A 17,698-nucleotide genomic window follows, 5' to 3' on the forward strand; every position below is an offset into this window, starting at 1 on the left:
ATAAAGATGAAGAGCATAAAAAGCAGAGATAATGATACAAAATCGTATAAATGACGCTTAAAATGTGCTATATCAGCGTTGAATGTCAAATATATTATAAATAATGAAAGATTATTTTCAATTGAAATGTGACCTAATGCATAATTTTGTTCAACAACTCTAGAGAAAAGTTCTTTTAAAAAATCAGATAGAATAGACAGTAAACTAATTCTGATTTTGGTTACTTATATTTAATGACAAGTGAAATGAAAATTCAAAAGAAAATATTATTGGCAGCAGCAAGCGTTGCATTTAGTTTAAATACTTTTGCTCAAGCACCTACTACAGAAGAGGCTCCGGTGCAAGTGATCGAAGGTGAAAAAGTATATTTAAGAGTAGCAGATTTGGCAATATCTTCAGAGTCTTTTTGGAGAATTCATGAGAATAAGTCGGTTTCAGGCGAGAAGATGTCAATGAGAGGTCAGGAATATTCGAAAGGTTTAGGAGTACACGCACCTTCTAAACTAGTTTATGCAGTTCCATCAAAAGCCGAAATGTTCTATGTAGTACCTGGCGCAGATGCAGCACATAATGGTAAAATTTCAATGAAAATTTTTGTAGATGGAAAATTTTTGCTACTGGAAAGATTCATAGTAAACAAAAAAGCTATTCACCAAAGATGTTAGCTTTTGAGGTGAAAGGAGCAACAAGCCTTGAGTTAATTGTCGATGATTTAGGAGAAAAAGGTGGTGATCATGCCAACTGGGCCGATGCATTTTTTGTTGAAGGTAAAAAAGAAAATGCAGTAAAAGACCCTGAGTACGCTAAAGTATTCAAGAAATCATTGATGGATGATGAACTTTCAGGTGATAAAGAATATTTATCAGCTGCAAAAGCATCAATGGTAGACTCTTATTGGAGAGTAATGGATGATAAATCAATTGATGGTGGAACAATCAGCATTGGTGGAAAAAAATTCAATCATGGTATTGGAGTTCATGCACCTTCAAAACTGAAATTCCCAGTTGCATCTAACTATAAATCATTTGTGGTTACTCCAGGTGGTAATGATTCTAACGCTGGCAAAATCATCATGAAAATCTTAATAGATGGAAAAGAGGTTTATAACAGTGGCGAAATCGGAGATAGAGGAGCTCAAAAAGTAGAACAATTAGTTTTAGATGTAAAAGGAAAGAAAGAGTTGACATTATTAGTAGTTGATGCTGATGGAAACCAAGGAGGCGACCATGCAAGCTGGGGTGGCGCATACTTCTTATTGTCAGGTGGTGCGAAGTAATCAATAGTTTTATTGATAAAATGTATATTGAAAGAGTCTACAAATGCTTTTGTAGACTTTTTTATTTTGAACAAATTCTATCCCTTAACGTGTGGCTATGCCGATTAAGTACATATTAATTTAATTTTCGAATAGTTATACTATTTAGAAATCGGGAGATTTATGCTGATCTGTAAGAGACGAATGACGCAAACGCTTAACATTCACGCCAGTGGATTCTCTACCCATTTCATTTGGTAGTACTTTCCTCGGCCTTGAAGGAAAAAGTGTTAAGAATTTTATGGATTGAGTCGTTAAAAGTAATTTTTTTGTTTGAGTGTAGCGAGTTTAGTAAGAATAAAGTAGAACTTCCATTAAAGGCAGCTACGCTATATTATTCTTTTGAAAATTATGCTGAAATAGAGCTTTATTATAGCGAGAAACTCCCTGTTTATCCTTTCAAAGTAGCAATTAAACCTTCATTGTAATATGTGCATCATGGGTTTAGTGCGGTTAGAAATCATAAGATCTCTGATCATCTGAGGGATACAAATATCACAATCGCTCAAGAAATTGATAAATGATAAAGCTTTGATTCAGTTTCAGTTTTAATTGATTTTGATAAATAAGGACAAAGTTCTGAAGGATAAGAGAAAAGGAAAGAAGGATTTAGTACATCTTTCCTTTTTTATTCTGTAAACTATCATGCGAGTTCACGTATTCAACAAAAACTAACACTATGATGTGAATTAGACTATTTATTAGCACTAAACTGTAAGTTTTTGAACTACAATTGCTTTTATTTTTAATGTTAGATAAAGGCAAACAAAAGAAAAACGAGTGTTAATACAATTGTATTTTTTATCCAAACTTTATAATTAGTTGAAATGAACTAAACAGTTAAGCATTAGTGAATTATAAGAAGTGATTTTTTAGGAGTAAGCATAAATGCTTTAAACAATGAAAATCGATATCAATGTTGACCTTACTCCTGATACTTCAAATAATGAAAAAGTAGGATGCCCTGTAGATTACTTATACCGAGAGCTTTTTGTGCTTTTTACTGAAAAGTAAACCTTCAACTTTTTTATGCATTTATTTACACAAGTGAAATGAACAATCTGAAACAATTACTTTTTTTCCTACTGGCTTTCCTTATCGGGAGTTCAGTATGGGCACAACAAACCCCGGATCTTCTCTGGGTAGATTTTGATCCTGATGCTGGCTTAGTAAAAGATGGTACAACAGGTGAAACAAAAGAAGATATTATTTCTGAAACCACAGAAAACGGCATCTATTATAAGGAGTCTTACATTCATGTATCAATTCTTGGTCAGGAATTTAGAGTCTTTACCAAATATGCAGTAAAAGAAGAATTGCGTAATTCTGGTACAGCACCAGCACTTCTTGATGTACATGGATGGATGGGTCAGCCTACCGTAGACATGGACTATGTAAATGAAGGATGGGCTGTTTTAGCTCATGATTATTGTGGTAAAACGGGGACTAGAGCCAATTATACAGAATACCCAGAGGAATTCAAATATGGAATCATTGATGAAAATGAGGGTGGATACAGAGTGAAAAATGGTTTGCCAAACGGTGATTTTATTACTGATCCAAAACAAACAGATGATTATTTATGGTATGCTATTCAAAGAATTGCATTAAGCCATTTATTAGACCAACCGGCAGTCGATGCGACTAAAGTAGGTGCAAAAGGGTACTCTTACGGTGGTACTTTGATGTGGAACTTGGGAATGGATGAAAGAATTAAGGCTTTCGTATCCTATTTTGGGATTGGTTATCTTGAATACTGGAGAACGAATAGTGTTTGGTTATATAACAATCCTTATGTTGAACCCGATAAAGATGCAGGACAAGAGTTATATCTTGAAAGCATTGCTCCTCAAGCCCATGCCCCTTACATCAAAGCAGCATCTTTATGGTTAAGTGGAACAAATGATCATCATGGAGGTCACGAAAGAAGTGAGATGATGTTTGATGGTTTCCAAAGTGATGTGCCTTGGGATTTTGCATTACAAGCAAGAGGACATCATAATACGGATAAATTAGGCGATGATGCTAAAATCTGGTTACAGAAACATGTTTTGGGTGACGATCATTTCTGGCCGGTGAGACCAACTTCAGAAATTACTTTAGATGCTGAAGGTGTACCTGAGTACACAATCACACCTAATGATGTAGATAAAATTAAATCTGTAAATATTTATTACGCCGTAAAGAATCCTGTAAGTTATACAAGAATTTGGAGAGATGCTGAAGCGATCAGAGTTGGAGACGAATGGGTAGCATCACTTCCTGTTTTTGATGTCAACGATTACGTTTTCGGATTTGCCAATATTGAGTACGAAGGTGATATTGTTATTTCTGGTGATTTTGAAGCTGAAATTCCAATACAATTAGGAAATAATGCAGTAGCGACGGATGTACCTTCGGATGATGTTGAAAATTCATGGACAAACTCAGCTTACATTGAAGGTGTAGGTAACTTACCTGCCATCAGACCCATTGATAATAATGGAATGACGAATGAAATCTTTACCGATCCAAAATATCAAGCACCTGCTGGGGCAGATTTCCACTTTTTATTTTACTGTACACAAGCTCAAAACTTAAAAGTAATTGTCAATGATCAGTATGAATATGATTTAGCAATTACAACTTCTAATGATTGGCAACAAACATTTATAGAAGCAAGCAACGTATTAAGTCAACATGATAGTTCTCCTTTGGGTGAGTGGTCTAACGCTACAAAGATTGAGATTGTTCCTCAAGACGGTGAAGACATTACAAAAGTCATCTTCTCTAACTTTTCATGGGAAGCCAAAAATATTGACGAATTACTTGAAGCAGCTCAAATTCAAGGCAAGCGATTATATTTAACTTCAGCAAATATTGCGGAGTCGGATTCTTATTGGAGAATTAGAGACGATTTACCAGTAGCTGATACTTATACTGATGGATCACCTGCTACTTCTTTAACTTTAGGTGGTGAAGAATATGAAAGAGGCTTAGGGGTACATGCATTATCCACAATTTCTTATGCGATTAAAGAAGGTTATGAGAAATTTTATGTAATTCCCGCTGCATCTGAAACAAACGGAGGATTAATAGAAATGAAAATCTTCTTAGATGATGTGGAGGTGTATACTACTGGAGAAATCAAATCATCAACTCAGTCACCAAGTAGAGTGGAGTTAGATGTAAAAGACGCTAGTAAATTGACGTTATACGTAGGTGATGGCGGTAATGGAATTGGTGGAGATCATGCCAATTGGTTAGACGCTTTCTTTACTGTAAACGATAGAGTGGATGTTGAAAACCCTCACATTACAGACGCAACAGATGTTTCTCTTTATACTATTCAAGTAGGAAGTAAATACTTAGATGGTGTTACAAAAGAGGTGAAAAACTATATTCACAAATCAGCTTCAGGTAGTAGTCTACCAATTGTGGCAGCAACACCAAATAATAAAAATGCTGAAGTAGTTGTAGAGCAGGCCAATGAATTTGGTGAAGAAGCTATCATCACAGTAACTTCTGCAGATGGAAGCAAAACAGAAACGTACAAGGTTCTTTTATCAAGTGTATCTGATGCTACATTATCTACTCTTGAAGTAAATGGAATGGAAGTTCCTAATTTCGATGCAGAAGTAACAGACTATACTGTTTATATATCAGAAGAAACTTCTGGAATTCCTCAATTGACAGCCACTTTAACGAACGAGCAATCATCTGTTTTTGAGCTTACTCAAGCTACAACATTCCCTGGTAAAGCTACTGTAAAAGTGGTTTCTGAAGATGAAACAACTGAATTAATCTATACTGTCAATATTCTGAAATCAAAGAACATCTATCTAACAGCTGAAACAGTATTTGAAGCAGAGACTTTCCAAGATGTTATTAAAAATGATGTAGCTTACAGCGATCAACCTTTTGATTTTGGAGGAGATCATCAATTTGAAAAAGGAATAGGCGTACACGCTAATTCTAATATCACATACACAATTAAAGAAGGTTATACTACATTTTCTGTAGTTCCTGCTTCAACGAATTCAGGAAATGTTACTTTGAGTATTCATTTAGATGATAAAGAGGTATACAGCAGCGGTGAAATCAATAAAAACAACCAAACGCTTGAAAGAGTTATTTTAGATGTTACAGGAGCGAACATTTTAAGATTAGTCGTTGATAATTCTGATGATGACCTAGGAGGTGATCATGCCGCTTGGGTAGATGCTCATTTTGTGGCTGATGCTATGTTTGAAACCGAACCAGCTCATATTACTAGACCAACGGATGCAACATTATATTCTATCATGGCAGGAGAAGACTACTTGATGAATGTGAAAGAAGGTGCTAAAGAATTGATTTATAAAGTAGATGGAAATAACATTCCTGAGGTTATAGCAAAAGCCAATAACAAACAAGCTACGGTAGAAGTAACACAGTCAACTGATATTTACGATCCAGCCGTGATCAAAGTAACATCAGCCGATGGTACAGTAACAGAAACTTATAATGTTAGATTTACAAATACATCTTTAGCAACACTTTTAAACTTAAAGGTTGATGGAATAACAGTTGCAGGTTTTAGCCCTGATGTAACGGAATACACTTTATCAATACCACAAGGTGTTTCTTCAATACCTCAAATAGCTGCCACTCCTTCGAATGTAGATGTATCAACATTTGAAGTGACACAAGCACAAGATATTTTTGGAGAAGCTATGGTGAAAGTAATATCGGAAGATGCTACTTCAGAAATGAACTATAAAGTAAATTTTGTTGAAGGTACAAAGGTTTTCTTAACAGCAGAGTCTGTTTTAGAAGCTGATACTTATGCCAACAGAATTAACAACGGGACGGATTTTGACGGAGGTGAATTTATTATTGATGAAGTAAAATATGATCATGGTATTGGTGTACATGCCCCATCAACAATCACTTACGCGATTAAAGAAGGCTATGAAACATTTTCAGTAATTCCTACTGCTTCTAAATCTAATTCTGGTCGTTTAAAAATGATCATTTTATTAGATGGAGAGGAAGTTTATAATACCGGAGAAATCAGATCCACTACTCAAATCCCTGAGTTGTTAAAATTAGATGTGAAAGAACACAATAAACTAACATTGATTATTGATGAATCTGATGGAACGATAGCAGGTGATCATGCCAATTGGGTAGATGCGCATTTTGTTGCAGAAGCCGAATTCGAAACAGATCCATTTCACATTACAAAACCAGATGATGTATCTCTTTATTCTCTAAAAGTAGGAGATCAATTCTTAGGAAAAGGTAAAGTGGAGCAAGAGGAATTTGTCTATAAAGTAGTTCCTGAAACTGATCTTCCAAAAGTGTCTGTTCTAGCCAATAATAAAGAAGCAGTTTTGAATATTACTGAATCTGACAATGTAGATGCACCAACACTGATTGAAGTAACTTCAGCTGACGGAAATGTTACAAAAACGTATGCTATTACATGGATGAATATTTCATCTGATGCAACATTATCTGACCTTTCGGTAGATGAAACCACTGTTCCAGAATTTGCTGCCGATAAGACAGAATATACAGTTCTTTACCCTTTTGGAACAACAGAGATTCCAGTTTTATCAGCGGAAGTTTCAAATGAATTTGCATCATTAGAATACACTCAGGCGACAACAATGCCAGGTGTCGCAAAAGTGGATGTGATGGCTGAAGATGGTACAACTGAAGTGACTTATACCGTAAATTATGTTGTAGAGGATCCATCAACAGATGCAAGTTTATCCGTCTTAAAGGTTGATGATGTAGCTTTAGAAGGTTTTGATGCTTCAACATTAGACTATACAGTTACCTATGCATATGGAACAGAAGGTTCACCGAAGTTATCAGCAGAAACTACTGATAGTAATGCGACCTTTGAAATCATGGATTCAGATATTGAGGGTTCAGCGACAGTAGTAGTAACCGCTCAAGATGGAACAACTGAAGTAACTTACACTGTAAATTATGTATGGTCCGCTCCATCAACAGATGCAAGTTTATCCGTCTTAAAGGTTGATGATGTAGCTTTAGAAGGTTTTGATGCTTCAACATTAGACTATACAATTACTTATGCATACGGTACAACAGGTTCACCGAAGTTAACGGCAGAGACAACAGATAGTAATGCGACCTTTGAAATCATGGATTCAGATATTGAAGGTTCAGCAACAGTAGTGGTAACTGCTCAAGATGGTACAACTGAAGTAACGTATACTGTAAATTATGTATGGTCCGCTCCATCAACAGATGCAAGTTTATCCGTCTTAAAGGTTGATGATGTTGCTTTAGAAGGTTTTGATGCTTCAACATTAGAATATACAATTACTTATGCATATGGAACAGAGGGTTCACCGAAGTTATCAGCAGAAACTACTGATAGTAATGCGACCTTTGAAATCATTGATTCAGATATTGAGGGTTCAGCGACAGTAGTAGTAACCGCTCAAGATGGAACAACTGAAGTAACTTACACTGTAAATTATGTATGGTCCGCTCCATCAACAGATGCAAGTTTATCCGTCTTAAAGGTTGATGATGTAGCTTTAGAAGGTTTTGATGCTTCAACATTAGACTATACAATTACTTATGCATACGGTACAACAGGTTCACCGAAGTTAACGGCAGAGACAACAGATAGTAATGCGACCTTTGAAATCATTGATTCAGATATTGAAGGTTCAGCAACAGTAGTGGTAACTGCTCAAGATGGTACAACCGAAGTAACGTATACTGTAAATTATGTATGGTCAGCTCCATCAACAGATGCATCACTAAGTGAAATTGCTTTAGATGGTGTTCTCTTAGAAGGATTCTCAAGCGATCAATTCTCATATACTGTGGCTACAGCTGAACTTCCAACAGCTACAGCAGTAACTACAGACGAAAATGCAATCGCAGTGATAACACCTGTAGATTCGTTTGGTGGAGTGATAGAAATTGTGGTAACTGCCCAAGATGGTATTACAAAACAAACTTATACTATTACTGTGACACAATCGACTCCAACATCTGTAGAAGATCTCACAGCGAAAGTGAACGTGTTTACCTTCAATAAGAACTTAGTTGTTAATTCAGAAGAAATTCTTGATGGAAGTGTACTTCAAGTGATCAATATTAACGGTCAACTTATCCATAAGCAATCGCTAAGTGGATTTAAAGCAGAAGTAGCTAACCTACCTCAAGGAGTATTAATAATTTTAGTTGGAAATGAGGACGGAATTTTAAGAAAGAAAGTCGTTATAGAATAAAATATATAACACTAACCAGAATCGAAATGAGGGGTATCATAGAATGGTACCTCTTATTTTTTTGTCTAAGGTATACTATAGTTGATGAGGACATTTTACGAAACTGTCTCTATAGCATTGATTTTTGTTTCATTTTTATGTTAATACCAAAGTAAAGAAGTAGGAAGTTTAAACGTAGATCTTATGAATGCTTGTAGAAAGACCAATTAGAGGTGAACGAAATGTAGTTTACAGTGTATTAAGAGCCATGTTAAAAACTTACCATAAAGGGGTAATTATTAAGAAGTTGATCATTGGGCAAGTATCTATCTTGAGGCGTAATAAATTTATAACTAAATGCATAAGATGATGCCAGCTTGTCGATGTGCATTTACAACCTCAGTTTAAATAATGGAACATTTACTATTAAACTATTCCAGAACTACAAAACTACTACTCTCATTTGTGCTCCTTTCACTTTACGCTAAAAGTGTGTTTGCACAGCAACCTACTACCACTTCCAACCCTGCTGATGTATGGGAAATTCGCTGGAGTGCTTCCGACGAATTCAATGGTAACACGCCCGATTGGTCCAAATGGATCAAGACTGGAAATCTTCCTAACACTACGGCTTGGAAATGGGACAATAACAACAATGTGAAAATTGAAAATGGAGTAGCCGCTTTGACCATGCGTCAAAACCCTAACAACGCTTCTGATGGAGGTACTTATTTTAAGTCGGGTATCTTGAAGTCGTATCAAACTTTTACTTATGGTTACTATGAAGCCAAAATTAAAGGAGCTGATATTGGTGAAGGAGTTTGTCCGTCATTCTGGCTTTTTTCCAACTTCGATTATTCTGTAGGCAATGGCAAAACGGTGTACAGTGAAATTGATGTGGTGGAACTTCAACAATTTGATTGGTATGAAGGACATCAAGATGACATCTACGACATGGATCATAACCTTCATGCGGTTGTGATGCAAAACGGATCAGGTGTTTGGAGACGACCAAAACAACACCCTGATGAGCAATTAAACAAATTTAGAGCTCCTTGGGATCCCACAAAAGATTATCATATCTATGGATGTGAAGTGAATGAAAACGAAATTATTTGGTACGTTGATGGTGTTGAAGTGGCAAGAAAGCCAAACACCTATTGGTACCGACCAATGAACGTTACGCTGTCATTAGGTTTAAGAAAACCTTTTGTAGAGTTCTACAACAACAGAAACAACGCAGTAAACCCTGAAACCGATCCTGAAGCAAAAGCACAGTTACCCGGGATGCCAACGACGATGTATGTTGAATACGTAAGAGTTTGGGAAAAAGCATCTTCAACAGCGCCTCCCTCGGTGGGAGTAGGGGAAATCGGAAACCCTAGTTTTGAAGACGGCGATCTTTCTTATTGGTCTGCAAGTATTGGTTTGCAGGAAGTGGTATCTAACAATAAGACTTCAGGTAATTATGGTGCTAAAATTACAAATGGTAACGTGGCACAAGTGATTACTTTAGCAGCAAATACTACTTATACAATCTCTGTAGATGGTAAAGTAGGCTCCAATGGTACAAGTGCATTTTTAGGAATTACAAATGCTATTACTGGAAACTTCATTACCAACCAGGAATTTACATCTACTACATTTAGCAACAAGAGTATTACGATTACTACAGGTTCATCAGAAGAGAGGTATAGAGTTTGGTACTACTCGACTGGAGAAGCTTATTGTGATAATTTTACGATTGGAACAGGCGGTACACCTCCTGCCGATGTACCTGTAAATGGTGTTTCTCTAAACAAAAGCACCTCTACGATTGGAGTGGGTGAGTCTGTACAATTAAATGCATCAGTATCTCCTTCTAATGCCACTGATAAAACAGTAACTTGGTCTACTGCAAATGGTTCCGTTGCTTCTGTAAATAATGGAAACGTAACGGGCGTTGGTGCCGGAACAACTAAGATTACAGCAACAACAAGAGATGGAAATTTTAAAGCTGTTTGCACAATTACAGTAACCACTGGAAGCAGTGTAGGAGGTGGAAATTTACCCACTGCTGGTAGCGTAATTTGGTTACAAACACTTTCAGATGATTACGTGACTGTCAACACTTCACAAGGAACTGCACTTCAAGCTACAAAATCATCGGTTTCTAGTTTGGAAGAGTTTACAGTGTTGGATGCAAACGGTTATTATGCTTTAAAATCTGTAGCTACAGGAAAGTATGTAACAGTAGCTTCTGATAATTCAATCAAATGTGGAGCAACGGGTATTTATGAAAGACAAAAATTCACTTTTGAATTAACATCAGATGGATATTTGATCTTGAAAGGAAAGATTAATGGAAAGTTCATCAGTACTAATAGTTCAAAAGCTTTGATAGCGAACCAATCGAATGCTTCTGGAGCAACAAAATTTAGCTGGGAAAATGGTTCTTCTTCAAGAGTCAATACAATTCAGCAAACAAGCTTTGAGCAAGAAATAAAGATTTATCCTAACCCTTACAAGTTTGGTAATTTATACATCAATCTTGGTGAAGTGCGAAGTGGTACGCTTCGAGTTTTTGATATAGGCGGAAAAGAATTTATAAATAAAACATTCAAAGGAATCGACGAAATAGTTCTTAAACAAGATGAATTGATGAACCACAATGGTTTATTAATTTTCCAAATAGTAACAAAAGACGGCACTGCTACAACACGGACAATTTGTAATTAACACACTACTAAAGGCTGGCATTCTTGTCAGCCTTTTTTCATTCATATATTCTATAAATAGTTGATTTACTATTAAGTACATTGTAAACTAAACTTTCGAATATTTGCAGCATTTAGAAATCAGGAGATTTCTGATGATCGTGAAGGACACGAATGACGCTAACACTTAACATTCGCTCCAGTGGGCTTTCTACCCAATTCATTTGCTACTTCTTCCCTCGGCCTTGAAGGGAAAAGCGTTAATAATTTCATGGATTGAGCCGTTAAGAATGATTTTCTTGTTCGAGCAAAGCGAGTTTAAAATCATTTAGGTGAGAGGAATGAAATTTAGCTTTTGACTTCTAAGCCTAGATTTTTTGCTTCGTTTTTCATCAATGGAAAAATGAAGAAGAAGGAAACTTGAAAGTAGGACATAAAAGCTTGCAGAATAATTGATTAAAAGTCTGCGGTAATTTAGTTTACAATTTATTAAGTATCCGTTTAAGAGAGTTGTTATCTGTAATTGTTAAAACAGTTCTCAATTCTCTTTACCTCCAATCACTTATGCTAATTTTTTACCGAGAATGGATAATTTTTAAGAATTCATTCAAAACCCTTCTCTCTAATTTTACATTATGATCAAATCCTATTGATAAGGAACTACATAGGTTTTGGTCATGCAAGCTAATTACTCAAAAGTTTAAGACGATATATTAAATGAAAAAATTATTTATAATGGCTTGTGCTGCCCTGATGACTCAGGTAGGTGTAGCACAGGAGAGAGGCGTTTTAGGGCAAGCAAATACCCCTAATGTAGCATTGAAAAGTATCAATTTAGGAGATTGTAAGTGGACAGAAGGTTTCTGGGCAGATAAATTTGAAGTGGCAGAAACGAATATGGTACCTTACATGGGAGAAGTGTTGACTGGTGATGTGGGACACGCTTTGAATAACTTCAAAATTGCGGCAGGGATGAAAGAAGGGAAGCATCAAGGTATGCATTGGCATGATGGTGACTTCTATAAGTGGATTGAAGCAGCAATGTATGTGTACGCTCAAAACGATGACAAAACTTTATTAGAAGAGATCGATGGTTATATCAAGATCATCGGTGAGGCACAAGAAGATGACGGGTATATTCAGACCCAAGTACAGTTAAGATCAAATGTAGACCGTTATGAAAACCGTAAGTATCATGAGATGTACAACACGGGACACTTATTAACGTCTGCATGTATACATCATAGAGTTACTGGTCAATCAAACTTCTTGGATATCGCAGTAAAGCATGCTGATTTCCTTTATAAGACATTTAATACAGATAATCCTCGTTATGGTCGTTTTGGTTTTAACCAAACTCAAATCATGGGATTGGTGGAGATGTATAGAACTACTGGGAATAAAAACTATTTAGACCTAGCGGAACGTTTCATCAATAACAGAGGAAAATATGAAGTAGAAGAAACTTCAGAAACGGAAGGTTACCCTATCGGTGATATGGTGCAGGAGAGAGTGGCATTGCGTGATGCAGATGAAGCAGTAGGTCACGCTGTATTAGCATTGTATTACTATGCTGGTGCTGCTGATGTAGCTTCAGAAACAGGTGAACAAGCTTTAGTAGATGCATTGGATAGGTTATGGGATAATGTTACGAATAAGAAGATGTATGTTACTGGTGCAGTAGGACAAGCGCATTATGGAGCATCAACGAACCGAGATAAGATTGAAGAAGGTTTCATTGATGCTTACATGATGCCAAATATGACAGCCTACAATGAAACATGTGCCAACGTTTGTAACTCAATGTTCTCTTACAGAATGTTAGGCTTACATGGTGAGTCAAAATATGCAGATATCATGGAGTTGGTATTGTATAACAGTGGTTTATCAGGTATTTCTTTAGAAGGTAAAGATTACTTTTATTCGAATCCTTTAAGAATGGTGCACGGTTCAAGAGATTACTCTAAACACAACACTGAAACACCTGTTAGAGAGCCTTACTTAGAGTGTTTCTGCTGTCCTCCAAACATTGTTCGTACCATTGCGAAGTCAGCTAACTGGGCTTATAGTTTATCAAAAGACGGTCTTGCAGTAAACCTTTATGGTAGCAATAGATTGGAAACGAAACTACAAGATGGATCAACAATTATTTTGAACCAAGTAACAAATTATCCTTGGGAAGGAACGGTAAATATTACGGTAGAAAAAGCAAAGAAACAAGCTTTTGATGTGATGTTGAGAATACCAAAATGGGCTGTAGGGTCTTCTGTAAAAGTAAACAACGAAGCGGTAGATGTAAAAGTAGTAGAAGGAGAGTTTGCTACGATTAATAGAAAATGGAAGAAAGGTGATATCATCACTTTAGATATGCCAATGGAAGTACAATTGGTGGAAGCAAATCCTTTAATCGAGGAAGCAAGAAACCAAGTAGCGGTAAAAAGAGGACCAATCGTGTATTGTGTTGAAACACCTGATTTACCGAAAGGCACAAAAATATTAGATGTTTATTTTAAAGGTGGAGCACCACTAAAAGTGAACTATGATAAAGATCTTTTAGGAGGTGTGGCAACTGTAGAAGCACCAATATTGATCAGAAAAGATCAAACAAAAGAGGACATGTATTCAACAGTAGATGTTCCAAAGTTTGATGAGTCTTCTATTCAACTCGTTCCTTATTTTACATGGAACAACAGAGGGAAAGCAGAGATGACAGTATTCATGCCAGTGATTTGGAATAATTTATAAAAGCACAATAAGCAAGGAGAGTTGATCTCCTTGCTTTTCTAGCCTTAATAAACGAATTATAGAATGGACTTATTCGCAATTTTATTAATATTATGTGCCAGTTTCTTTCAAGGGACTTTTGGTCTTGGAATGAAACACATTGCTCCTTTAAAATGGGAGAATTGGTGGTTGGTACATGCCACTACAGCCATGATTATTTTACCCATGGGTTGGGCTTTATTGGTAGAGTCTAATACTTTTTCAATCATAGGTGAGGTTGATCAATCTGTCATTTTTATGGCCATGCTTTTCGGTTTCTTGTGGGGTATTGGAGGAATTCTTTTTGGAGTGAGTGTAGAATATACAGGCGTAAGTATTACGTATGGTATTGTGATGGGCTTGGCCGCTTCAATGGGCTCTTTAGTACCGCTTTTCCAAATGGAAACTTTACCTGAAAACATGCCTTTGGTCTTGAGTGGTGTAGGATTACTCTTAGTAGGTGTTAGCATTACAGCAGTAGCTGGTGTGAAAAGAGACAAAGCTCAGAACAATGTTTTAGACGCCGAACAAGATTTTGAAGAAGATGGAGATGTTTTGGTCGCAAAACCTGCCGTTGCAGTTCAGCCTAAAAAATCCATCAAAACAGGAGTATTGATCGCAGTGACAAGTGGTGTTCTTTCTGCTTTATTAAATGTTGGTTTTACCAATGCATTACCCGTAGCAGACAATGCGGTGAAGAACTATGGCACAAACCCAACAGACGCAAGTTTAGTGGCATGGGTAGTTGTGCTGATCGGAGCTTACTTGATGAATTTTGGTTTTGCAATGTTCAAACTTGTTCAAAACAATTCATGGGGTGGATTTAAAGTACAAGGTAGCTCAAAAGCCTATTTATGGTCAATTTTGGCCGGTGTCTTTTGGTTTGGTGCCTTGGGTATTTATGGACAAGGAGCTGCATTGATGGGAGATCTTGGGCCTGTATTGGGTTGGCCTATGATGTTAGGTATCTCTTTGATCATCAGTAATGTTTGGGGATATAGATCTGGGGAATGGAAAGGAGCCTCTTCCTCATTTAAAATCTTATTAGGAGGCTTAGTAGTATTAATATTTGCGATTTGCCTTTTGGGCTATGCAAATGCATAAATAGAATAGAAAATGAAAATCGTAGATATAACACCTTACGTATTATCCCAAGAATTAGAAACACCATTTTATTTTTCCCAATGGCATTACGCCTCAAGAAAAATATGCTTGGTGAAAATCACTCTTGAAGATGGTACTTACGGTTGGGGAGAAGGTTATGGTCCTGCTGATATGATCAAGACAGGGATTGATTTTCTAAAAGGTTTCATCATCGGTGAAAACGTTTTAGAAAACGAGAAAATCTGGCAGATCATGTACCTCAGAACATTGGATTTTGGTAGAAGTGGTATTTTTAATGCAGCGATCAGTGCCATTGATGTAGCTTGTTGGGATTGTAAAGGAAAAGTGTTGCAGCAGCCTGTTTCAGTGCTGTTAGGAGGAGTGAAAAACCCTATTATACATCCTTATGCAACAGGTTTTTATTTTACTGATTCTCCAACGTTAGAGGAGGATTTGATCAAAGAAGCCAATTATTATAAAGAGCATGGATTCAAAGCGGCTAAAATGAAAGTCGGTTTGGGTATTGAAAAAGATGTTCATTATGTCAATCTATTAAAAAATGCGTTGGGTGATGATGTCAAACTCATGATAGATTCCAATCACGCTTACAACTATAGAGAGGCATTAGAATTATGTAAAAAAATAGAGCACCTTAATATTGGATGGTTTGAGGAACCTGTTCACCCTGAGGATTTTAATGGTTATCGTTCACTTCGTGAAAATACAACTATTCCAATTGCAGGAGGAGAGTGCGAATACTTGAAACATGGTTTTAAACGACTCTTTGAAAATGACAGTGTAGATATTGCTCAGCCAGATATTTGCGCTACCGGCGGACTGACAGAAGTAAAGAGAATTGCCACTTTAGCACAAAGTTATCATAAAGATATCGTACCACATTCATGGGGAACTTGGGTTGCCATTAGTGCGGCTATTCATTTTGTGGCCAATCTGGATCAAAATCCAGGCAGAATGTTTAGAAATGCCCCAATGATTGAATTGGACAGAACAGAAAACCCATTGAGAGATGATGTAATAGAGCATCAAATTGAAGTCATCAATGGAGAAATAAAAGTACCTGAATTACCAGGTCTAGGAATTGAAGTAAACCAAAAATATCTAAATAAATATGGAGACAATAGTTCAAAACAAAGCCTTGAAGTTTGGCAGTAAAAAGTTATATATCAACGGAGAATTTGTAAATGGAGCTACTAACGCAACTACTTTTGCAACTTGTCCTCATGATCAACAGCCAATTTGTGAAGTAGCACAGGCAACAAAAGAAGATACAGAATTTGCGTTACAATCTGCACATGAAGGATTCTTGATATGGTCAAAGTTACCATTGGAAGAACGTTTGGATTGGATTGATAAACTACGCAATAAAATTATAGAAAATGGGGACCTTTTAAGAGAAGCTGTTTGTCATGAAATGGGCAAAACATGGGATGCTTCAGTGGAGGACCTTACAAGTATTACGGATTCATTAGCATTTTACAGTCATGAAATGAGAGTGAAATCGGAGTTTGAAATCGAGGATCGTCAAGGAACGCATACGCATAGAATGGTCTACCAACCTTTAGGTGTAGTGACGGCTTTTCTAGCTTGGAATTTCCCTTTACTGAACCTTGGTTTTAAACTTGGACCTGCACTAGCAGCAGGAAACTCAATTATCATTAAAGCCTCAGAATCTTCATGCATTTCTTCTTTAATGATTGCCGAATTTGCCCACCAAATCAACTTCCCTAAGGGAGTGATTACAGTATTGTGTGGTAACCGTCAAAATGTAGGTATTCCATTGTGTGAGAGTACTATACCGAAGTTGGTAACCATGATTGGTTCTACTTTTACAGCTCAGAAATTGATTGAGCAATCGGTGAAAACTTCCATCAAAAGATATTCAATGGAATGTGGTGGTAATGCTCCATTTATCCTTTTTGAAGACGGAAATATGGAGGATGCATTAGGAATCACTAAGGCCATCAAATTTGGCGGAAACGCAGGTCAAGTATGTGTGGCTCCTAACCGTTTTTACATCCACGAAAGTGTATATGATCAGTTCCTTTTACAATTGGTTGAAGCAGCGAAAGGTACCAAATTAGGTTTCTTCAAAGAGCAAGGTATCAATATGGGACCTTTGGCGAATGCTGCTCAAATTGAATCGGTTTCAAGCTTTGTCAACCAATGTGTGGAACAAGGAGGAAAGATCCTTACAGGAGGTAAAAAAGTAGAAGGAGAAGGCTGCTATTTTGAGCCAACAGTGATTGAATTAGACAATCGCAGAGCAGACATTCTTCAGCATGAAGTATTTGGTCCTGTATGTGTCATCATGAAGTTCTCTACGCTGGAGGAAGTTCTTGAATACGCCAATGACTCTACTGCAGGTTTGGCTTCTTATGTTTTCTCAGAAAATGAGGAAATCTTAGAAACTGTAGCAATGGCATTGGAATTTGGAGAGGTGCAACAGAATGGAGTAAAATACGATATCAATCTTCCACACCTTGGTGTAAAGAATAGTGGTATCAGCATGGACTGTTCGAAGTTTGCATTGGATGACTATTTGGTTTTAAAACGTATCAGTAAAAAAATATAAT

The 17,698-nt window shown here is 36.7% G+C and carries 8 protein-coding genes; all 8 read left to right on the forward strand.

Annotated features, from left to right (window positions below):
* The first annotated feature begins 245 nt into the window (after positions 1–245).
* The 8 genes from IC221_RS10265 to IC221_RS10300 all read left to right on the forward strand — a co-directional run bounded on the left by IC221_RS10265 (position 246) and on the right by IC221_RS10300 (position 17,697).
* Positions 246–665 carry an NPCBM/NEW2 domain-containing protein gene (locus tag IC221_RS10265; RefSeq protein ID WP_188168886.1) on the forward strand — a complete coding sequence of 140 codons (420 nt, stop codon included), beginning with the start codon at positions 246–248 and terminating at the stop codon, positions 663–665.
* Positions 659–1,276 (forward strand): NPCBM/NEW2 domain-containing protein, encoded by a 618-nt coding sequence (locus IC221_RS10270; RefSeq protein ID WP_188168887.1) that lies wholly within the window; start codon positions 659–661, stop codon positions 1,274–1,276. Before IC221_RS10265 ends, IC221_RS10270 begins: the two co-directional genes overlap by 7 nt.
* 1,091 nt (positions 1,277–2,367) lie before the next feature.
* Positions 2,368–8,562, forward strand: a complete 6,195-nt coding sequence (locus IC221_RS10275) for an NPCBM/NEW2 domain-containing protein (RefSeq protein ID WP_188168888.1) — start codon at positions 2,368–2,370, stop codon at positions 8,560–8,562.
* Positions 8,563–8,952: 390 nt separating this feature from the next.
* On the forward strand, positions 8,953–11,259 hold the full coding sequence (locus tag IC221_RS10280) for a family 16 glycosylhydrolase (protein WP_188168889.1): 2,307 nt from the start codon (positions 8,953–8,955) through the stop codon (positions 11,257–11,259).
* A 695-nt stretch (positions 11,260–11,954) separates the two neighbouring features.
* Positions 11,955–13,982: a glycoside hydrolase family 127 protein gene (locus tag IC221_RS10285; protein WP_188168890.1), complete on the forward strand. Its 2,028-nt coding sequence runs from the start codon at positions 11,955–11,957 to the stop codon at positions 13,980–13,982.
* A gap of 63 nt (positions 13,983–14,045) precedes the next feature.
* Positions 14,046–15,104, forward strand: a complete 1,059-nt coding sequence (locus IC221_RS10290; RefSeq protein WP_188168891.1) for an L-rhamnose/proton symporter RhaT — start codon at positions 14,046–14,048, stop codon at positions 15,102–15,104.
* 12 nt (positions 15,105–15,116) lie between these two features.
* The gene (locus IC221_RS10295) at positions 15,117–16,277 is read left to right on the forward strand and encodes a mandelate racemase/muconate lactonizing enzyme family protein (RefSeq protein ID WP_188168892.1); all 1,161 of its coding nucleotides are present in this window, start codon (positions 15,117–15,119) and stop codon (positions 16,275–16,277) included.
* On the forward strand, positions 16,234–17,697 hold the full coding sequence (locus IC221_RS10300; RefSeq protein WP_188168893.1) for an aldehyde dehydrogenase family protein: 1,464 nt from the start codon (positions 16,234–16,236) through the stop codon (positions 17,695–17,697). The genes IC221_RS10295 and IC221_RS10300 overlap by 44 nt, the downstream gene beginning before the upstream one ends.
* Position 17,698 lies beyond the last annotated feature (1 nt).

The organism is Flammeovirga sp. EKP202, assembly GCF_014534745.1.
GTDB lineage: Bacteria > Bacteroidota > Bacteroidia > Cytophagales > Flammeovirgaceae > Flammeovirga.